General features: G+C 69.0%; 20 protein-coding genes. 8 read left to right on the forward strand and 12 right to left on the reverse strand.

Features of this window, described 5'->3' with window-relative positions; all coding sequences use genetic code 11:
- Positions 1-89: 89 nt before the first annotated feature.
- Positions 90-401 carry a general stress protein gene (locus AB4Z01_RS06175; protein WP_138891958.1) on the reverse strand — a complete coding sequence of 104 codons (312 nt, stop codon included), beginning with the start codon at positions 399-401 and terminating at the stop codon, positions 90-92.
- Positions 402-575: 174 nt separating this feature from the next.
- Complete coding sequence (locus tag AB4Z01_RS06180; protein WP_441691664.1) at positions 576-1,040, reverse strand: nuclear transport factor 2 family protein; 465 nt, start codon at positions 1,038-1,040, stop codon at positions 576-578.
- A gap of 133 nt (positions 1,041-1,173) precedes the next feature.
- Between AB4Z01_RS06180 and AB4Z01_RS06185 the strand changes: the two genes are divergently transcribed.
- The gene (locus tag AB4Z01_RS06185; RefSeq protein WP_441691666.1) at positions 1,174-1,587 is read left to right on the forward strand and encodes a winged helix-turn-helix transcriptional regulator; all 414 of its coding nucleotides are present in this window, start codon (positions 1,174-1,176) and stop codon (positions 1,585-1,587) included.
- A 166-nt stretch (positions 1,588-1,753) separates the two neighbouring features.
- On the opposite strand, the gene AB4Z01_RS06190 is transcribed toward AB4Z01_RS06185, so the two are convergent.
- The 3 genes from AB4Z01_RS06190 to AB4Z01_RS06200 all read right to left on the reverse strand — a co-directional run bounded on the left by AB4Z01_RS06190 (position 1,754) and on the right by AB4Z01_RS06200 (position 4,737).
- Positions 1,754-2,464 carry a Crp/Fnr family transcriptional regulator gene (locus AB4Z01_RS06190; RefSeq protein ID WP_441691669.1) on the reverse strand — a complete coding sequence of 237 codons (711 nt, stop codon included), beginning with the start codon at positions 2,462-2,464 and terminating at the stop codon, positions 1,754-1,756.
- A 568-nt stretch (positions 2,465-3,032) separates the two neighbouring features.
- Positions 3,033-3,989: a hypothetical protein gene (locus tag AB4Z01_RS06195; RefSeq protein ID WP_441691672.1), complete on the reverse strand. Its 957-nt coding sequence runs from the start codon at positions 3,987-3,989 to the stop codon at positions 3,033-3,035.
- Between the two features lie 313 nt (positions 3,990-4,302).
- Positions 4,303-4,737, reverse strand: coding sequence for an NUDIX hydrolase (locus AB4Z01_RS06200; protein WP_441691674.1), 435 nt, complete (start codon positions 4,735-4,737; stop codon positions 4,303-4,305).
- A gap of 83 nt (positions 4,738-4,820) precedes the next feature.
- Between AB4Z01_RS06200 and AB4Z01_RS06205 the strand changes: the two genes are divergently transcribed.
- From AB4Z01_RS06205 to AB4Z01_RS06215, 3 genes are read left to right on the forward strand one after another with little or no spacing between them, the layout of a single operon-like run.
- Positions 4,821-5,372: an AAA family ATPase gene (locus tag AB4Z01_RS06205; protein WP_441691676.1), complete on the forward strand. Its 552-nt coding sequence runs from the start codon at positions 4,821-4,823 to the stop codon at positions 5,370-5,372.
- Complete coding sequence (locus AB4Z01_RS06210) at positions 5,369-5,977, forward strand: dimethylsulfonioproprionate lyase family protein (RefSeq protein ID WP_441691678.1); 609 nt, start codon at positions 5,369-5,371, stop codon at positions 5,975-5,977. The genes AB4Z01_RS06205 and AB4Z01_RS06210 overlap by 4 nt, the downstream gene beginning before the upstream one ends.
- A complete protein-coding gene (locus AB4Z01_RS06215) occupies positions 5,964-6,446 on the forward strand; it encodes a nucleoside deaminase (protein ID WP_441691681.1) in 483 nt (160 codons plus the stop codon). Before AB4Z01_RS06210 ends, AB4Z01_RS06215 begins: the two co-directional genes overlap by 14 nt.
- On the opposite strand, the gene AB4Z01_RS06220 is transcribed toward AB4Z01_RS06215, so the two are convergent.
- Positions 6,421-6,855, reverse strand: a complete 435-nt coding sequence (locus tag AB4Z01_RS06220; RefSeq protein ID WP_441691683.1) for a YbaY family lipoprotein — start codon at positions 6,853-6,855, stop codon at positions 6,421-6,423. The two genes, AB4Z01_RS06215 and AB4Z01_RS06220, sit on opposite strands and share 26 nt — an antisense overlap.
- A 254-nt stretch (positions 6,856-7,109) precedes the next feature.
- Here AB4Z01_RS06220 and AB4Z01_RS06225 point away from each other — a divergent pair, with 254 nt between their 5' ends.
- Positions 7,110-8,954 (forward strand): calcium-binding protein, encoded by a 1,845-nt coding sequence (locus AB4Z01_RS06225; protein WP_441691685.1) that lies wholly within the window; start codon positions 7,110-7,112, stop codon positions 8,952-8,954.
- Between the two features lie 344 nt (positions 8,955-9,298).
- Here the strand turns inward: AB4Z01_RS06225 and AB4Z01_RS06230 are convergent, their stop codons facing one another.
- The 5 genes from AB4Z01_RS06230 to AB4Z01_RS06250 all read right to left on the reverse strand — a co-directional run bounded on the left by AB4Z01_RS06230 (position 9,299) and on the right by AB4Z01_RS06250 (position 14,400).
- The gene (locus tag AB4Z01_RS06230) at positions 9,299-9,784 is read right to left on the reverse strand and encodes a YajQ family cyclic di-GMP-binding protein (protein WP_441691783.1); all 486 of its coding nucleotides are present in this window, start codon (positions 9,782-9,784) and stop codon (positions 9,299-9,301) included.
- A gap of 36 nt (positions 9,785-9,820) precedes the next feature.
- Positions 9,821-10,729 (reverse strand): ChbG/HpnK family deacetylase, encoded by a 909-nt coding sequence (locus AB4Z01_RS06235; RefSeq protein ID WP_441691688.1) that lies wholly within the window; start codon positions 10,727-10,729, stop codon positions 9,821-9,823.
- Positions 10,695-11,711, reverse strand: coding sequence for a glycosyltransferase family 2 protein (locus AB4Z01_RS06240; protein WP_441691689.1), 1,017 nt, complete (start codon positions 11,709-11,711; stop codon positions 10,695-10,697). The genes AB4Z01_RS06235 and AB4Z01_RS06240 overlap by 35 nt, the downstream gene beginning before the upstream one ends.
- 7 nt (positions 11,712-11,718) lie before the next feature.
- On the reverse strand, positions 11,719-13,323 hold the full coding sequence (locus AB4Z01_RS06245) for a glycosyltransferase family 39 protein (RefSeq protein ID WP_441691692.1): 1,605 nt from the start codon (positions 13,321-13,323) through the stop codon (positions 11,719-11,721).
- Positions 13,324-13,656: 333 nt separating this feature from the next.
- Positions 13,657-14,400 (reverse strand): CHAP domain-containing protein, encoded by a 744-nt coding sequence (locus AB4Z01_RS06250; protein ID WP_441691695.1) that lies wholly within the window; start codon positions 14,398-14,400, stop codon positions 13,657-13,659.
- Between the two features lie 655 nt (positions 14,401-15,055).
- On the opposite strand from AB4Z01_RS06250, the gene gabD reads away from it, so the two are divergent.
- The 3 genes from gabD to AB4Z01_RS06265 all read left to right on the forward strand — a co-directional run bounded on the left by gabD (position 15,056) and on the right by AB4Z01_RS06265 (position 17,981).
- Positions 15,056-16,513, forward strand: coding sequence for an NADP-dependent succinate-semialdehyde dehydrogenase (gabD, locus tag AB4Z01_RS06255; protein ID WP_441691697.1), 1,458 nt, complete (start codon positions 15,056-15,058; stop codon positions 16,511-16,513).
- On the forward strand, positions 16,510-17,220 hold the full coding sequence (gene rpiA, locus AB4Z01_RS06260) for a ribose-5-phosphate isomerase RpiA (RefSeq protein WP_441691699.1): 711 nt from the start codon (positions 16,510-16,512) through the stop codon (positions 17,218-17,220). Before gabD ends, rpiA begins: the two co-directional genes overlap by 4 nt.
- 74 nt (positions 17,221-17,294) lie before the next feature.
- Complete coding sequence (locus tag AB4Z01_RS06265; protein WP_441691701.1) at positions 17,295-17,981, forward strand: class I SAM-dependent methyltransferase; 687 nt, start codon at positions 17,295-17,297, stop codon at positions 17,979-17,981.
- Between the two features lies 1 nt (position 17,982).
- Here the strand turns inward: AB4Z01_RS06265 and AB4Z01_RS06270 are convergent, their stop codons facing one another.
- On the reverse strand, positions 17,983-19,140 hold the full coding sequence (locus AB4Z01_RS06270; protein WP_441691704.1) for a cyclic nucleotide-gated ion channel: 1,158 nt from the start codon (positions 19,138-19,140) through the stop codon (positions 17,983-17,985).
- Positions 19,141-19,182 lie beyond the last annotated feature (42 nt).

A 19,182-nucleotide genomic window follows, 5' to 3' on the forward strand; every position in this document is an offset into this window, starting at 1 on the left:
GGTCGGTCGTCTCCGGTCGGCCGAACACTCTCAGCAAAAGAAAGGGCAGGTCCAGCCTGCCCTGATGCCGCGACGTCAGCGCTGTCGCGTCAATGCGGCCCGTGGCCGGAGAGACCGCCCTTCCGCCCGGCTTCCGCCGCGCGCTCGCGGTCATTGGCGAAGTTGCCGCCGCTTTCCTGTCCACCCTTGCGACCTGCCGCCGCCGCCCGGGCCGGATCGTTCTTGAAGTTGCCGCCGCTGTGCTGGCCGCCCTTGCGGCCGGCTTCCGAAGCGCGGGCGGGGTCATGGGCGAAGTTGCCGCTGCTCTTTTGGCCGCCCTTGCGGCCGGCTTCCGCCGCTCGCTCCCGATTGTAGGCGAAGTTCCCGGCGCCGCCCCGGTGCGGAGTCTGGCTGCTCGCCATAATCCAAGCTCCCTTGCTGTGGGCTTACGTCATGGGAATAGGCCGCAGCGAGGCGAGGTTCCCAATGAAAAATCCTTAACTTTCAGCCGCTTCGTCAGGCTTTGCTTGTGGTGATCCGGGGAGGTGCTGTCGGCCGGCCGGGATCCGGCGAATCTCGCCAGCTGCCCGGTCTGGCTAGAACATGGTGTTGGGGTTCGCCGCGGTCTCCGGCGCCGGCTGGATGACGTCCCAGTGCTCGACAATCTTGCCGTCGGCGACGCGGAAGATGTCGACGATGGCCCGGCCGCGGTCGCCCGGGCCGCTGGTGGACAGCACATGCAGCGCCACCAGATCGCCATCGGCGATCACCCGCTTGATGGCATTGGTCGCCTGCGGGTTCTTCCGGAACCGCTCGCTGAGGAAGCTGATGGTGGCCTCGGCGCCGTCCGGCACCATCGGATTGTGCTGGATGTATTGCGGGCCGACATACCGGTCGAAGGCCTCCTTCACCCGGTGCTGCTCGAAGGCCATCCGGTAGAACTCCACCACGACGGATTTCGGCTCCGGTCCTTCCGCGCGCGCCTGGATCACAGGCGCTGCCCCGGCGACGGCCAAGCCCATGGTCGCCAGGATAAAACGACGAGTGGATGGGTGCGGCATGATGGTCTCCCCTACGACGCGGCCAGTTTGATCGGTTCCGATCCAGATATCGGTTCCGATAAGGTACCTTTGGGTAAGCCCTGCAGGGTCGGGCGGGCAAGACGGGTTCTCCCCGTCACCTGGTGACGGATTGGTGACCGGCTGGATGGGCGAGGAAGGAGCGGTGATGGTGGCGCGGCAGATGGTGGACGGGGCGTTTCATCCCTGTCCGATCCGGGACGTGCTGGACCGGATCGGCGATCGCTGGAGTCTTTTGGTGTTGCAGACGCTGTCGCCGGGGGTGAAGCGCTTCACCGTGGTCAAGCGCGAGATCGGCGACATCTCCCAGCGCATGCTGGCGCAGACGCTGCGCCGATTGGAGCAGGACGGGCTGGTGACGCGCACGGTGCATCCGACGATCCCACCGCGGGTGGACTACGCGCTGACACCGCTGGGCCGGTCGCTGATGGAGCCGCTGGACGCGCTGGTGCGCTGGGCCGACCAGCATCACGACAAGGTGCGCGCCGCCCGCATGGCCTATGTGCCGCCGACCGCGGAAGCCGCTTAGAGACCGTTTGGAAATGCTACTGGCGCGGCCGTCTGACGGCGTTTTCTGCGCTTCCGGTGCTCACGGACCCAAACGTCCGCTGCGCGCCGGTTCTCGAAACCAACCGCCAGCCGACTCTCGCCAGCGCATTTCGAAACGGTCTCTTAACACTCAGGAGACCTGGCGCTCAGGCCGCCAGCTTCTGCGCCGTCCTTTTCTCGAGCGCCGCAGCGTCCAGGACCTGCAGCCGCCGTCCCTTGATCCGGAACAACCCGTCGCGCTGCAGCCGCTTCAGCGTCCGGTTGGCATGCACCAGCGAGATGCCGAGCGCGTCGGCGATATGCTGCTGGGTGAGCGGGAACGGCATGCCGTCGCTTCGCACCATGTCGCGCGCCTCGGCCCGGCCATACAGGTCGAGGACCAGGGCCGCCACCCGCTCCGGCGCGGTGCGCTGGCCCAGCGACAGCAACTGTTCCTCCATCGCGCGCTTCTGGTCCGCGGTCAGCGCGGCGAAGCGGAGCGCGATCTCCGGCTGGGCCTGGGACAGGCCGGCGACGTCCTGATAGGGGACGACGCAGAGCGAGACGTCGGTGATCGCCTCGATCGAGGTGACGGCGCTGTCGAAGAACTGGGCCTGGAAGCCGATCACGTCGCCCGGCAGGATGAAGGACAGGATCTGCCGGCGACCGTCCGGCAGGGCCTTGAACCGCATCGCCCAGCCGCGGGCCACGGTGTAGAGCGGCGGGTTGGAATCGCCCTCGGTCATGATCCGCGCGCCGGCGGGGAAGCCGACATCCTCGACCCGGCGCCGCTGGATATAGTCGAGCAACTCGGGGTCGAGGATCTTGAGCTGCGGCACATCGGCATCGAGCTTGACGTTCAGATCGTGGGGGGACATGGCAGGCTCTCCCGGTTCGGCGTGTCAGAAACGTGCCGAGCCGGCAGACGGTTCCGAGGTCGACCGAGACCCCGTGGTGGGCCGGCCCGTCGGCGCGAGCATCGATTGACCCCGTGGCGGCGGCGAGGCTATGTCGGGGAGGGGCGTTTCGGACCCCGCCGGACATCTCGGGAGTCCCCAATGCTGCGCCGCCTGCCGCTTGCCTTTGCCCTTCTCATCGCCGCCTGCGCCACCCAGCCGGTGCCGGCGCCGCGCACCGGCTATCAGCCGCAGACCACCGCGCATCTCACCGGGGCGGTCGCAGTCAATCCCATGGACTACCGGCCCCGCAGCGGGGTGGCGCCGCAGGGCAGCGTGCGCGACGTGCCAGGCTACGTCACCAACGCGCTGAAGGCCGAGCTGCGCCGCGCCGGCGCCGGGCTGAACTCGTCGCGCTGCGTGCTCGACGCCACGGTCCGCGATTTCAAGGTCGACCGGGCCGGGGCGGAGGAGCATTACGGCGTCGACATCCATTACGTGCTGGCGGTCGGCGGCAACGTCCAGTTCGACCAGGCCTTCGGCACCACCTTCACCGTGGCTCGTGGCCAGTCGGTGGACCGCGCGGTGGACGACGCCATCGCCAAGAACCTGAACTTTCTTCTGAAGGACGATTGGTTCGCCACCCTGCTGCTGCGGGACTGCAGCGGCCGCGCCTGAGAGCGGACCGAATCGAGGCCGGATCGGAGGCCTGGTTCTTCGGCCCGGTGCCGATATCATCGGCCCCGGACTCCGCCGCCCCGGCGGGTCCGCCGGCCGGCGGAATCCCATCGGGCGGGAGGCCGAGGGCCCGGCACAGGCTGGCGATCAGGGCTTCGATCGGCAAGGCGGTGTCGGCGAGGTCGACGTCGATGCGCTCGTCCTCGGTCAGCTTTTCCCGGAGCTCGGCGGTCAGCCGCTCCTGGGCCTCGGCGTCGGGCACCGCGGCAATGGCGGCGGCGACGCCGTGGGCGGCGGCCTGGCGCCGGCCGTCCTTCTCGTCCTGCCGGGCCTTCCGCCGGATCTCGGCCTCGCGCTGCGCCTGCTCCCGCTGCTGCCGCAGCCTGGCCTTGAGCGCGATGGCGCGGCGGATGCCGAGGAACAGGCTGCTGAAGCGGGTCTCCGCCTCCCCGGCGCGGTCGAGATCGCCGGCCGCAAGGGCGGCGAGGGCCAGGGCGTGAAAGCCGCGGGCGAGCTCCTCCCCGAGCGCCATCAGCTCGGACAGCATCGCGGCCTCGTCTGCGGCCGGTGACGCGGCGGAGTCCTCCCGCCGCCGGCGCAGCGTGAGCGCGACGGCGCGGCGGATGGCGAGGAAGAGGGTGCTGAAGCGGGTCTCGGCCTTGCCGGCCCGGTCGAGATCGCCGGCCGCGAGGGCGGCGACCGCCTCGGCCTGGAAGGTCCGGGCCATCTCCAGAGCGAGCTTCGTCAACCCGGACAGGAGCTCGGTCTCCCGCTCGTCCGTGGACGGCGAGCCGGGGGACGGAGTCTCGGCTGAGGTGGCATTGGCCATGTCTGTATTAGAACAAAAAGGGAACACTTAAGCCAGCAGAATCGCACTCGGTTGAATGGTCATCGCAATGTCGGAGCCGGAGCTGCTGGATGGCCACGCCCCTGCGGGGCTCGCCATGACGAATTTTGATCGGGGCGGTGGATCCGGATTACAGGATCAGAACCCCGGCTGTGATTTGGAGGGCAGTCATCTGCCCCACACCGTCATGGCGAGCGAAGCGTGGCCATCCAGTCTTTCAGCCGCCGCTCGTGACGGCGACAGTCTGGATGGCCACGCCCCTAGCGGCTCGCCATGACGGTTGTCTCGGAAGGCGTCAGCCGATCGTTCGCGGGTGGGCCAACGACCGGAAGATGTCGCGATAGGCCTCGACCGCAAGGTCGCGCAGCTGGGCGGCCTCGTCGATCGGGACCCACCGGATCTCGCTGTGCTCGTCGCCCAGCATCCGCGGCTCGCCTCCGGTCCAGCCGGTGACGACGAAGATATGGTACCGGGCTTCGCCGTTCAGGACGGGATCGGGGGCCGGCAGCGTCGCGACCAGGCGATTGCGCAGGGGCGTGACCCCGGCCTCCTCCTGCACCTCGCGAATCAGCGCCTGCTCCGGCGTTTCCCCGGCCTCGAGATGGCCGCCCAGCACATCCCAGCAATCCGGATAGAAGCGGCGCTGCGGCGTGCGGCGGCCCAGCAGGATGCGGCCGTCGCGCAGCAGGATGGCGCAGGCGATCTGCTTCATCGAGCCTACCTTGGTCATGGTGGGTTGCGGATGGTTGACATCGGATCGGTGCCGTCGCGCCATGGGACGGCAATCATGGACGAGAACCGAAGAGATTGACCATGCCGAGCGAAACCGAGCTGCCCGACATCCTCGTCGTCCCCGAGATCATGGCGGCGGGCAAATCGACCGTGGCCCAGGCGCTGGCGGAACGGCTGCCACGGGCGGTGCATCTGCGCGGCGATCTGTTCCGGCGCATGATCGTCTCCGGCCGGGTCGAGGTGACGCCCGACCTGCCGGCCGAGGCGATGCGCCAGCTCGACCTGCGCCACGAGCTGGCGGCGACGGTAGCCGGGCGCTATGCCGAGGCCGGTTTCACCGTGATCTGGCAGGATGTGATCCTGGGGCCGACCCTGGCGCGGGTCGCCGAGCTGTTGCGCGGCCGGTCCTTCGGCATCGTCGTGCTGTGCCCGTCGCCCGAAGCCGTGGCCGCGCGCGAGACGGGGCGAAGCAAGACCGGATACGGCGCCTGGACGCCCGCCGACCTGGACCAAGGCCTGCGCGCCGACACGCCGCGGCTCGGGCTGTGGCTCGACAGCTCGGGGCTGACGGTCGGCGAGACCGTCGACGCGATCCTGGCGCGCGTCGCCGAGACCCGGAAGGGGCTGTCGTGACGGGCGCGGAGCGGCTGGCCGCGGCGGCGCGGATGCTGCTGGCCGGCTTCGACCAGCCGGAGCTGGCCCCGTTCCTGGACGAATGGCCGGCACCCGACGCCGCGCGGCGGATGGTCGAGCCCAGGCCCCTGCCGGTGCTGCGCTGGCTCGACCAGGCCACGGCCGCGGCGGCGACCCGGCCGCTGGTCGATGAGGTTGTCGCCGCGGCCGGAACGCTGGCCTGGGGGCAGACCTATGCGGCGGGCGATCTGGGCGAGCGCTTTCTCGAGCGCTATGGCTGGAGCGAGCTGATCGGCCTGCGCGGCCCGATCGCCAGCGACCGGCTGGCCTGCGGCGTCCTGCTGCTGGGACCGGAGATCGAGTATCCGCCGCACAGCCATGCGGCCGAGGAGATCTATCTGCCGCTGGCCGGCACCGCCGATTGGCTCCGCGGCCGGGAGGGGTGGCGGCGGCGGCGACCGGGCGAGCTGATCCACCACCCGTCCGGCGTCGGCCATGCGATGCGAACGGATGAGCAGYCGCTGCTGGCGCTGTATCTCTGGCGCGGCGGCGACCTGGCGCAGAAGTCGAAGCTCCTTGGTGGAGGATCAGATGACCACGCATGAACGCTTCCTCGCCCAGGCGATCGAGCTGGCCCGCCGCAATGTCGAGGAGGAGGGCGGCCGGCCTTTCGGCGCGGTGCTGGTGCGCGACGGTGTGGTGATCGCCACCGGCGTCAACCAGATGGGCACCACCGGCGACCCGACGGCGCATGCCGAGCTGCAGGCGATCCGGGCGGCCGCCCATGCGCTCGGCGCGCTGCGGCTCGACGGCTGCACCATCTATGCCAGCGGCCATCCCTGCCCGATGTGCCTTGCGGCGATGACCATGACCGGCGTCGCCGCGGTGTACTATGCCCATTCCAACGAGGAGGGCGCGCCCTACGGACTGTCGACCGCCGCGGTCTATGCCGAGCTGGCCAAGCCGCCGGCCGACCAGGCGATGACCATCCGGTACCTGCCGGTGCGGCTGGACGGGATCGACCTTTACGCGCTGTGGCGCTACCGGCTCAGGGCGCCCGGACCCGGGTCATGACGATGTCGGCAGTGCCACCGCCGCCCTGGGTCAGCACCGGGTGGCGGGTGTCGGTGACGAACAGCTGCTTGCCGGCGCGCTCGACCCGAGCCGAGACGGCGTAGCTGTGGCGCTGGTCGATCTGCGCCGGATCGTAGGACAGGGTGAAGGTCGCCGGCACGCGCACCGGAGCGATGCGCTGCTCGGCCACCACCGTCGACGACGCGTCGGCCAGCGAGACGTCGAGCAGCTGCACGATCAGCTCCGCATCCGCCGGCAGGGCGATGCGCTCGCGATAGGTGGCGGTGCCGGTGACAGCGGCGCTGGCGACAGGGGCGGGCGTCGGCGTGGCAGTCTCCTCGGTCCGGCTGCAGGCGGCGAGAGCCAGGACCACAGCCAGGGTGGTGATCGGACGGAACATACGGATCATCGATACTCTCCAGGCTCGGGCCAGCCGCTGTCCGGAGAGAACGCTCCACCAGCCGATCGGTTGCGCAGGTGATGCGGGGCGCACGGCCTCGCCGGTGTTTTGCGGAGAGCCGATCGATTCACAAGACCGGATGCTTCCACCAGTGGTGAAATATTCGAACAAGAAGATGGGGCGATATTCATGGTATTGAGCCTTGATGTAGACATTTGACGTGCTAGGATGTTTATCATTTATATTAATTTAGGGAGGATATTATGCCGAGTTACGGTGGTACGGAGGGGAGCGATTTTATCCACTATCCGGGCGCGTCAGGTTCGTATCCCGGCTATCACGAGATTTTGATCGACCAGGGTGGGACCACCTATATCTACGGCAATGGCGGCGACGACGTGATTGCGGTCCAGGCCGCTGTCTACGTCATGGATGGCGGCGCCGGCGACGACCTGTTCCGGCTCGATGACGCGCCGGCGTTCGTCAGCTACCTGTTCGGGGGCGCCGGCGACGATACGGTCAGCTTCGTGAACCGGATCGCGGGCGCCCAATTCGGAAGTTTCAATACGATCCAGGTCTCCTCGGTCGAGAACGCCATCGGCAGCAACTTCAACGACGTCATCGGGCTGACCGGGGCAACCGGCGCCGGCATCGCCAACCACCTGCAGGGAATGGCCGGGGACGACCGGCTGAGCGGCTCCGGCGGCGGCGACACCATTGACGGCGGCGACGGCAACGACACGGTCGATTATGGGGATCTCACCGCCGCCATCCAGGTCGATCTCGGGCTTAGCCAGGGCACCGGCGGCGCGGCGCTCGGCGACACCTACATCAGCGTCGAGAATGCGATCGGCGGCAGCGGCAATGACCAGCTGATGGGAAGCGGCGGCAACAACCGACTCGAAGGCGGCGCCGGCGACGACCAACTGTTCGGCGGGGACGGTGGCGACACCCTGGTCAGCGGCACCGGGAACGACGTCCTCAGAGGCCAGGGCGGCGCCGATACGCTGATCGGGACGACCGCGACGGCCGTGCTGATCGGCGGCGCCGGGGCCGATCATTTCGATGGTGCCCATCTGGCGACCGTGTCCTATGCCGAGAACGCGGTGGGCGTCAGCGTCAGCCTCACCAGCAGCGCGGCCGTAGGCGGCGATGCGACCGGCGATACCTTCACCAATGTTAATTCGGTCTCGGGCAGCGCCTTCGCCGACACCCTGGTCGGAAGCAGCGGGAACGATCGCTTCGACGGCGGTGCCGGGAACGATTACCTGACCGGGCGCACCGGGGCGGATCAGCTCGTCGGCGGCGCCGGGATCGATACGGCCCAGTATGCCGACAGCACGGTGGGGGTGCAGGTCAATCTGCTGTCCGGCACCGGCGCCGGCGGCTCGGCGGCCGGCGACACGCTCTCCGGCATCGAGAGCGTGGTCGGCAGCACCCATGACGACGTCCTGACCGGCGACGGCGGCGCCAACGGCCTGTGGGGCGATGCCGGGAACGACGTCCTCGACGGTGGCCTCGGCGCCGACCGTCTCGACGGCGGCACCGGCGTCGACACGGTCGGCTACACCCATTCCAGCCTGGGCGTCATGGTCGATCTCGGCGCCGGCACGGCCCGGTTCGGCGATGCCCAGGGCGATGTGCTGACCAATGTCGAGAACCTTGTCGGCTCCGCCCGCGGCGACACCCTGACCGGCAATAACGGGGCCAACATGCTGTCCGGCGAAGACAGCAACGACCGGCTGACCGGGGCCGGCGGGGCTGACGTTCTGAACGGCGGGGCCGGCGGGGACCTGTTCACCTATCGGGCGGTCGGCGATAGCACCGTTGCCGTGGCAGGCCGCGACACGATCCAGGACTTCAACAGCCTGGAGAACGACAAGATCGACCTCAGCCAGATCGATGCCGACGGCAATGCCGGCAACGGGAACAGCGCCTTCCACTTCATCGGCGAGGGTGTCTTCACCGGATCGGGGTCGGAGGTGCGCTTCGAGATCGCCGGCGACGACCTGCTGGTGCAGGCGGACACGAATGGCGACAAGGTCGCCGACTTCGCCATCCTGGTGCAGGGAAGCGCCACGCTCACCGCGGCCGATTTCGTGCTGTGACTGGGCGGGCGCCGGTCTCGCGGATCGGCGCCAGCGCCCAGGGCTGCCGGTCGAGGTTTCGGGGTGTTGAAAGGAGTGGAGTTCACTTTTTATTGTCATCCTCGGGCTTGATCCGAGGATCCAGGGGCAGCCAGAGCAGTTCTCGATGGCCCCTGGATTGCCGGGTCAAGCCCGGCAATGACAATAAGAGTTCAGTTCAGCGTCTAGATCTGCAACCTGAAAAGCTTGACTGGCCAGCCGTGGGTCAAGTCCAGGCATGACAGTTAAAAATAGAACCCTCGGTTTTGAATTTCGTCCACCCGCTGTTGTTCAACCTCAACCGGACATCTGTGCCCGCCCCGGTATCAGTCGCGGAAGTTCAGATACTGCAGCGGCTGCTCGATCTTCAGACCACGGACCACGGCGATGGTGGCCTGCAGGTCGTCGATCTTCTTGCCGGTGACGCGCAGCTCGTCGCCCTGGATCGCGGCCTGGACTTTCTGCTTGCTGTCCTTGATCGCCTTGATGATGGTCCGGGCCAGGTCGCGGTCGATGCCCTGCTTCACCACCACCTCCTGGCGCACCATGTTGCCCGAGGCCTTCTCCACCGTCTTGAAGTCGAGCGCGCCGGCATCGAGCTTGCGCCGGGTGAAATAGACGCGCAGCAGCTCGTGCATCTGCTTCAGCTTCAGGTCGTCGTCGGCCATGATCGTCAGCGTCTCGTCGCTGCGCTCGATCGTGCACTTCGACCCCTTGAAGTCGAAGCGCTGCGCCACCTCGCGGGTGACGCCGGCGACGGCGTTGTCGACTTCGGTCAGGTCGGTCTTGGAGACGATGTCGAAGGAGGGCATGACCATTCGCGGATCTGCGGAACCAGATCGGCGAGTCTAGCCGATTCCGCGGCGAATGGGAGCCTTCATGGCCGGAATCGGATGATTGGCTGGCGCCGGCGCGCCGAAGGGCGCCAGCGTCGCGCCATGCCGCCGCAGCGCGGCCGGGAAATCCGACCCGGCGAAGTAGCGATATTCCACCGCGCGCATCCCGGTGACCGGGTCGAGGGCGGCGAGCCGGGTGTCGACCAGGCCGGGATGGCACATGATCACCGTCCGGTCCGGCGCGGTCTCGAGCCAGCGCTCGAACAGCACGCCGTAGCCGCGGTCGATGAAGTCGTAAACCCCGCAGAAGCTGTCGTTCCGGCGCGCGGCCGCCTGGTCGAGCACGGCGTCGGACCGCAGGCTGAGGGCCTGCAGGGCGAGCGATTTCACGGCGAAGGGACGGCGGATGATCCGCCGTGGGCGGTCGCCGCAGCGCCGGATCCAGCGCGGGCGCAGCCCGGCCGAGCGCAGGGTCAGAGCCAGGGTCTCGGCGATGCCGGGCAGTAGATGGATATGCTGGTGTCCGTCGATGAAGTCCGGCGCCCGGCCGAAGGCATCGACGAACGCGGCGTGCTGCGCCTCGATCTCGGCCGACAGGGCGCCCGTCGGCAATCGCCGGGCGAGGCTCAGCCGGACCAGGGCGGCGAGGCTTGGGAACCGGTTCCAGCCGGCCCCTTCGCGCAGCTGCGGCGACAGCGGCGCAAAGGGCCCGGTGAGACAGAGATGCAGGCCGATTTCGGCTGGCCCGGCGGCGGCGGGCAGACTGCGCAGCAGGCCGGCCGCTTCGGCCCAGAAACTTCCGACGGTCAGGCAGCTGGTGCCGGACAGGCGGCCCTCGGCCAGCAGCTGGCGGATCGCCAGCGACACGCCGGGGGCGAGGCCGTAATCATCGGCGACCAGCGTGATACGTCTCGAGGACATGGCTCAACTCTTCCACACGGTCGCGCCGCCTATGCTCGGCGACGACATAGAGGGGGCGGTCCTTCACCTCGTCGAGGATCTGGCCGAGATATTCGCCGAGGATGCCGAGATTGATCAGCAGCACCCCGCCAATCAGCACCAGGATGGCGATCACCCCGGGCACGCCGGGCAGGGCCACGCCTTCGGCCAGGCAGACGATGGTGATCCACAGCCCGTAGGCGAAGGCGGTCAGGGCCATGGCGAAGCCGAGCAGCGTCGAGATCCTGAGCGGCATGCGGCTGAACGAGGTGACGCCGTTGAGCGACAGCAGCAGCAGCTTCCAGAACGACCATTTCGTGGTGCCGCCGATCCGCTCCGCCGGCTGGTAGTCGATCCGGCGCTGCTGGTAGCCGACCCAGACCGACAGGCCCTTGAAGAACCGGCCGCGCTCGCGCAGGCCGCGCAGCGCCTCGGCCGCCCTGGCCGATATGAGGCGGAAATCCGCCGCATCCGGCGCGATGCGAAAGGCGTTGCCGGAATTCATCAGCCCGTAGAAGGATTTGACCAGCAGGCGGTAGACCGGCCCGGCCTCACGCCGGCGGCGGACGGCATAGACGATGTCGTCGCCGTCGACCAGCCAGTGGCGCACGAAGGTGTCGATCAGCTCCGGCGGGTGTTGGCCGTCCGAATCCATGAACACCACCGCGTCGCCCATCGCGGCGTCGAGGCCGGCGGTCAGCGCCGCCTCCTTGCCGAAGTTGCGGCTGAGGCGGATCAGCTCGACCCGCGCCCAGCCGTCCGGCAGGGCGGCGATGACCCCGGCGCTGCCGTCCCCGCTGCCGTCGTCGACATAGATCACCTCGACCGTCAGGCCGTGGGCTTCGTCGAGCCGGAAGGCCAGGGCCTCGAGCTGCCGGTGCAGCGCCGCCACCGACTCCGCCTCGTTGTACAGCGGCACGACGATCGACAGGCGGCGCGGGATGGTGCGGAGGGTGTGGTTCATCATGGCCTCATGAGCCGGGGCAGGTGACGGCCGGGATGGTCCGGCCGGGAAGCACGGCGAGCCAGACGGTGCGGCTCTCGAGCGGCGTGCCTAGCGCCGTCCGCGCCGGCCAGGCGTAGGCGGTGACGTCCCGGGGGCAGAGGCCGGCGATCGGGCGGCCCGGCACGGGGACGCGCCGGGAGGCGTAGACGGCGCCGCTGCGCAGCAGGCGGTCCTGGTCGACCCAGGGCGACAGCGTTGGATCCGCATCCTCGAAGACCTGTGGCCAGGCGGCGCCGTACAGGGAGACCGTCCCGGCCTCCGGGATGGTGCCGATCACGGTCTCCGGCGCGCCGGGCTGGCTCTGCCGCCACAGCGCCTCGGCCGCCGCGGACAGGGCCGGGCCGTCGAGATTCATGATGTTCGGCCTGCCGGTCAGGCCGGGCTTGACCAGCATCAGCACCACGAAGCCGATCGCGAAGGCCGGTGCCAGGGCCAGGGCGGCGGTGCGGAAGCGCGACGCCGCGAGGCCGAGGGCGGGCAGGAGCAGGGCCAGGAGCGGCGGCGCCGCCAGCACGAAGCTCATGCCCCACATCGTCCGGATGCGGATGCCGGTGGCGGCCGAGGCGAGGGCGAGGACGGCGATCGGGACCAGGTAGACGAAGGCGAGATAGACCCCGGCCGGAGAGCCCAGCCGTCGGTGGGCGAGCTGGAGGAGGGACGCGACTCGCTCCCGCCCCAGCGGGCTGAGCCCGATCGCCGCCGCCAGCAGCATCGGCACGACGGCGAAGGCCTGGTCGCCGAGGAAGGTGAGGGGGCCGATCAGATGGCCTGCCGGGCCGGTCAGGGTGTCGTCGCTGCGCTCGGCCAGATAGCTCAGCGTGGTGAAATCGTTCTGCGCCAGCCACAGCAGATGCGGTGCGACCACCAGCAGGCAGGCCGCCACTGCGAGATAGGGGCCGGGCCGGGCGAGGTGTCGCCGGCCGGCGGGCGACAGCAGCAGATAGGCCAGCAGCGTGGCCAGCAGCACGCCGATGGAATACTTCGCCAGCAGGCCCAGCCCGGCGGCGAGCCCGGTCAGCACCCACCAGGCCGCACGGTCGCGGGTGACGGCGCGCCAGAACAGCGCCATCGTCCAGGCCCAGAAGGCGAACTGCACGGTGTTCGGGTTGAAGCGCGGCGCGGCGTAGGTGGTGTAGTGCGTCAGAGCCAGCAGGACGACCGCGACCAACGCGGCCCGGCGCCCGGCGACGTCGCGCGTCAGCAGCCAGATGCCGGCGAAGGCGGCGGCGATGAAGGCCTGGCTCAGCGCGTAATAGGCCCAGTCGGCGCTGCCGAACACGGCATGGACGAGCTCGGCGGACCAGGCGGCCAGCGGCGGGTGCTTGTGATAGCCCCAGAGCCAGTGCTGGCCCCAATAGAGTCCTTCGAGCGTGTCGGGATGAAGGTTGCCGTCCAGCCAGGCCGGCAGCAGGGTCCAGGCCACGAAGCCGGCGCCGAGGAACGCGGCGACCCAGAGCGGATGGATATCACGGGCGACCGGCAGCAGCGCTCCGGCCGGCGCCGGGTCGGGATGGTGCGTCCCCAGCGCGGCCGGGGCCTCGGCAATGGATCGGACCGCTTCTGTGCTCACGATGTCATTGCTGCTCGATGGGACGCTTGATCTCGGCCCGGCCGATGGCGGTCGGGGATGTGACGCCATCAGAAATAATGGCTCGCCCGAGGTTTCGGTATTTACGGTTTGGTATGGATTTCTGATGCGCCGTCTATTCGTCAGCGCTGGCTCTGCCCGAGATTAAAGTATTGTGGAGAGAAATTAATAATTTTGGTCTGTTTGAGTAGTTCGATGAAAAACTGCAGACGTGCTTGTGAAAGGACGCCACTTCTGCTTGCCGGCCCGTAAAAGACGAAGGCCCGCCGGCAATTGCGGCGGGCCTTGCTGGAACCGGGAGCAGGAGGCGGTCGGTCAGTCGGCGCGTTCGGCGACCTGGGTGTTCGGCGCGTAGATGAAGCCGTAGGTCGGGTAGACCGAGGTCCCCATCTGCCCGGTCGGCTGATGCCAGAAGCGGGTCTGGCTCCAGTCGTTCTTGGCCGAGACGTCGATCACCCGGGCCGGCTCGTTCACCCGGCCGCGCGGTGCCCAGTTGGCCTGGTCGACGATGATCTCGCGGGAGCTGACCACCCGGCGGACCACCGCAACATGGCCGCGGCGCATCGAGCCGGTGCGCTTCAGCACGATGACGGAGCCGGCGACCGGCATGCGGCCGCGATTGTAGCGACCGGCGGCGGCGTCCCACCAGCGCCACGCGTCGCCGGAGATCTCGAACCCGGTCAGCTCGCGGGCGAAGGGAACGCAGGACCAGCGGCGACCCTGGGTCTTCAGCGCAGCGACGCGCTGGATCTGCCGCTGCTCGGTGACGTTGCGGGCCGTCAGCTGGGTGCGCGGGATCGCCGCATCGGCCGCGGCAGGAGCCTGAGGGCGAACCCGGGGGGCCGGTGCTGCGGCCGTCTTCCGCTCGGTGGCCGGTGCCGGGCTGGCCGCCCGGTCCGTCGCCGTCTGGCCGGTGGCCACGGCGCTGCGGACTGCGCCTTCGACCCGCTCACTGGCCTGGCCGGCGGCTGCGGCAGCCGCGGCATTCAATTCGCGCGTGGTGCGCGATGCGGCGTGTGCGGTTTCGCTGAAGAGGGCGACGCTGCAGACCAGCGTCAACAGACTTGCAGTGAGGGTACTGAGTGGGCGCTTGGCCCGACGTTGAGTTCTGAGTCTGAAGTCATAGTCATTGTCGCGGGTCATCACTGGCCCGTCCCCCCTGCGCTGTGTCAATCGGACTGCACTCGCTCCCTTGGCGCTCCAAACGGATGCAGCGCCTTTCCGTCCGGCTCGTTCGGTGACCCCAGTCACCGCCCCCTCACCGGCAAGGATGTCTAGTAACATTCTGAAATATTCCCGCCAAGCAAAAATGACACGCTTTCGCCCGATTCCTGCCCGCTTTCGAACTTCAATACAAAAGCGGTCCAAGTTTATGTATTGCAGGCGGACGTAAAAAAATTATTGGGGTTTTGCAAAGTGCATGGGTCGCTTCGCGGGCCTATTCGTCCCGCCGTGAACACGATGCTGGAAAGTCGAACGGTTCAATTGATTGGTAAGACTATTTAAGGGCAGGGAAGCGAAGCGGCTGCTAACATCTTGAACGTCCGACATATCCAGAGGATGTTCCGGTTTCGGACCTTGCAGCGAAGCGGGAAGCCCCGCGCCTGGCGCATAGCAGAATATCCCGTGCCCTGGCAGCCCTTCGCCGGCCGCGCTACAACCTCCTTCCGAGATTCAGGCGGCCGGATGCGCCGAGAAGAGGGAGACCGAACCGATGCAGCTCACCGACTCGAAGCTTTTCCGCCAGCAATGCTACATCGACGGGCGCTGGGCGGACGCCGATGACGGGCGGGTGATCGACGTCACCAACCCGGCCGGCGGCGCCAGGCTGGGCAGCGTGCCGCGCGCCGGCACCGCCGAGACCCGCCGCGCCATCGCCGCCGCCGACAAGGCCTGGCCGGCCTGGCGCGCCAAGACGGCGCAGGAGCGGTTCACGATCCTGCGGCGCTGGTTCGAGCTGATGCTGGCGAATCAGGAGGACCTGGCGAAGCTGATGACGGCGGAGCAGGGCAAGCCGCTGGCCGAGAGCCGCGGCGAGATCGCCTATGCCGCCAGCTTCGTCGAATGGTTCGCCGAGGAGGGCAAGCGGATCTATGGCGACACCATCCCGGCGCCGGCCGGCGACCGCCGCATCGTCGTGATCAAGCAGCCGATCGGCGTCTGCGCCGCGATCACCCCCTGGAACTTCCCGGCGGCGATGATCACCCGCAAGGCCGGCGCGGCGCTGGCCGCCGGCTGCACCATGGTGGTCAAGCCGGCCAGCGAGACGCCCTATTCGGCCCTGGCGCTGGCCGAGCTGGCGGAGCGTGCGGGCATCCCGGCCGGGGTGTTCTCGGTCATCACCGGCAGCGCCGGCGAGATCGGCGGCGAGATGACGTCGAGCCCGATCGTGCGCAAGGTGACCTTCACCGGGTCGACCGAGATCGGCAAGCTGCTGATCCAGCAATCGGCCTCGACGGTGAAGAAGGTGTCGATGGAGCTGGGCGGCAATGCGCCCTTCATCGTCTTCGACGATGCCGATCTCGACGCCGCGGTGCAGGGGGCGATCGCCTCGAAGTACCGCAACACCGGCCAGACCTGCGTCTGCGCCAACCGCCTGCTGGTGCAGGACGGGGTCTACGATGCCTTCGCCGCCAAGCTGGCCGAGGCGGTCGGCAAGCTGAAGGTCGCCGATGGCATGACCGACGGTGCCCAGCAGGGGCCGCTGATCAACATGAAGGCGGTCGAGAAGGTCGAGGAGCACATCGCCGATGCCGTGGAGAAGGGTGCGCATGTCGCCCTGGGCGGCAAGCGCCATGCGCTGGGCGGCACCTTCTTCGAGCCGACGATCCTGACCGATGTGACTCCGGAGATGAAGGTGGCGAAGGAGGAGACCTTCGGCCCGCTGGCGCCGCTGTTCCGCTTCAAGACCGAGGAGGAGGCGATCCGGATGGCCAACGACACCGAATTCGGCCTGGCCTCCTATTTCTACAGCCGCGACATCGGCCGGATCTGGCGGGTCGGCGAGGCGCTGGAATACGGCATCGTCGGCATCAATGAGGGGCTGATCTCGACCGCCGTCGCGCCGTTCGGCGGGGTCAAGGAAAGCGGCCTCGGCCGCGAAGGCTCGCACTACGGCATCGAGGACTATCTCGAGGTCAAATACCTGTGCATGGGCGGGCTGAACCGGTGACCGAGACGCTGTCGCCGCAGGAGCAGGGCAAGCGCGCGGCCGGCGAGGCCGCGGCGGCGCTGGTCGAGGACGGCATGCGGCTCGGCCTCGGCACCGGCTCGACCGTCCGCTGGGTGCTGGAGGCGCTGGGCCGCCGCATCCGGGAGGAGGGGCTGCGCGTCACCGGCATCCCGACCTCGGAGCAGACGGCCGAGCGGGCGCGCGCGCTCGGCATCCCGCTGACCGACTTCGCCGCAACCGAGGCGCTCGACCTGTGCATCGACGGGGCCGACGAGGTCGAGCGCGGCACGCTGCGCCTGATCAAGGGGCTGGGCGGGGCGCTGCTGCGCGAGAAGATCGTGGCCGAGGCCTCTTCCCGCTTCGTCGCCGTGGTCGACGCTTCGAAGATCGTCGAGGTGCTCGGCGAGAAGGCGCCGCTGCCGGTCGAGGTCACGGCCTTCGGCTGGGAGGCGACGGCCCGGCGCCTAACGGCCCTCGGCGGCGCCCCGGTGCTGCGGCAACGCGACGGCGCCGCGGTCCGCACCGATGGCGGCAACCTGGTGCTGGATTGCGGCGGCTTCGCCCCGATCCGCGACCCGGATGGGCTGCAGCGGGCGGTCAGGTCGATCGCCGGGGTGGTCGAGACCGGTCTGTTCCTCGGCGGCGCCGAGCAGGCGATCATCGGCCAGGCGGACGGCACGACGACCTCGCTGCGGCCCATGCCCTGAGAGCTCCGGACCGAGGCGGACAAGGCCATCCGCCTCGGCTATGGTCCGCACATATCGAGACCAGGAGAGTCCATATGAGCACCCGGGCGAGCTACGGCACCTGGCACGCCGACCCTGCGCGCGAGGTCGCCATGGCGGACGGCCACCGGCCCTATTGGGAGCACTTCATCGGCCTGGTGCCGGAGACGGATCTGGCCGGGCGCGACGTGCTCGATTTCGGCTGCAACCGTGGCGGCTTCCTGCAACTGCTGCACGCGCGGCGCCCGTTCCGATGGGCGCTCGGCGTCGACATCGCCGCCGACTCGATCGCCGCGGCGGAAGCCGCCAAGGGCGACCTTCCGGTCGAGCATCGCGTCGTGACCGACCTCTCGCCCTGGGTCGGCCGCTTCGACATCGCCTTCAGCTACGAGGTGATCTACCTGCTGCCGGACATCGCCGGCCATGCGGCGCAGATGGTCCAGGCGCTGCGCCCCGGCGGCGTCTATTACGCGGTGACCGGCTGCCACACCGACAGCCCGCTGTGGCCGCACTGGCGCAGCCTGATCGGCGGGACGACCAACGCGCCGGTCCAGGACCGGTCGCCCGACGACTATGCCGAGGCCTTCACCGCCGCCGGCTTCGCGGTCTCGGTCAAGAAGTTCGGCTATGACGGCTTCGTGCCGGCCGGCAAGGACCGGCGCTACTATCCGAAGCTGATCGACGCCGTGACCTACGGGGCGGAGCACAAGCTGCTGTTCCGTCTGGCCAAGCCGGCCGCCTGAATCAATGGGCGGTCCGGGCGCCGCGCCGCCGGCCCTCTTCGGTGATCGCCTCCGCCAGATCTGGCCGCTGGCCGGCGAGATAGCGGAAATCGGCGACGTCCAGCACCAGCAGCGAGCAGGCGGTTCGCGCCACCACCGTGGCAGTGCGCCGGCCGTCCTGCAGCAGCGCCACCTCACCGAAGAAGCTGCCTTCCGCCAGCGTCACCGGCTCGGGCAGCCGCACCTCGACCTCGCCGCGGACGATGAAATACATGCAGTCGCCGACTTCGCCGCGGCGGATGATCGTGCCGCCTGCCGGCACCTCCTTCTGCCGCAGCGCCCGCGCGATCTCACCGATCACGGCGGCCCCGGCCGAGCGCAGGAACGGCACCTGGGCCACCAGCGACCAGATCCGCACGAAGTCGCGGCGCCGGATCTCATCGGCGAAGCCGGTGGCCAGGATGCCGGCCAGCAGCGCCAGCACCATGATGCCGGAGACCATCACTGCCGAGCCGAGCATGCGGCCGAGAGGGGTGACCGGCACGGCGTCGCCGTAGCCGGTGGTGGTCATGGTGGTCACCGCCCACCACAGCGCTCGCGGAATGCTGCCGAACCGCTCCGGCTGCGCCGCCCCTTCGGCCAGATGCGCCAGCGTCGCCGCGATCACGACCGCGGCGATGAACATCAGCAGCACGCCGCCCAGCGTGTGCCGTTCGTTGCGCAGCACGCGGCCGAGCGCAGTCGCGCCGGGGACGTAGCGGACCAGCTTCAGGACCCAGATCATCTCGATGCCGCCGGCTGCCGTCTGCAGCATCGTCGCCGGGTCCGGCTGCAGCAGGATCGGGATGATCGGCAGCAGGCACGCGGCGTCGATCAGCCCGGTCGGCGAGACCGCCCAGCGCCAGCGCACCGCCCGGTCGGATCGTGCGGCATGCCCCGGCGCCTCGACCGCGGTCCACAGCCTCAGCCCGTATTCGGCCGCGAAGACGACCACCAGCGCCGCGAAGGGCAGGCGCAGCATGTCGGCCTCCACCGGCACTGTCGGCTCCGTGCTGAGGGCGGCGAGAACGAGGCCGGCGATCACCAGGAGGATCTGGATGACCCGGATCGTCCGGGCGGCGCGGCTGCGGCCGTTCGGGTCAAGAACATCGTGGATGCGGCGGCGAAGGGCGGTCGGCATGGCGTCGGGTCATTGCGGCGGGGATCTTGCGCCGGCGCCCGA

Origin of the sequence: Inquilinus sp. YAF38, assembly GCF_052113205.1 — a bacterium.
Lineage (GTDB): Bacteria > Pseudomonadota > Alphaproteobacteria > DSM-16000 > Inquilinaceae > Inquilinus.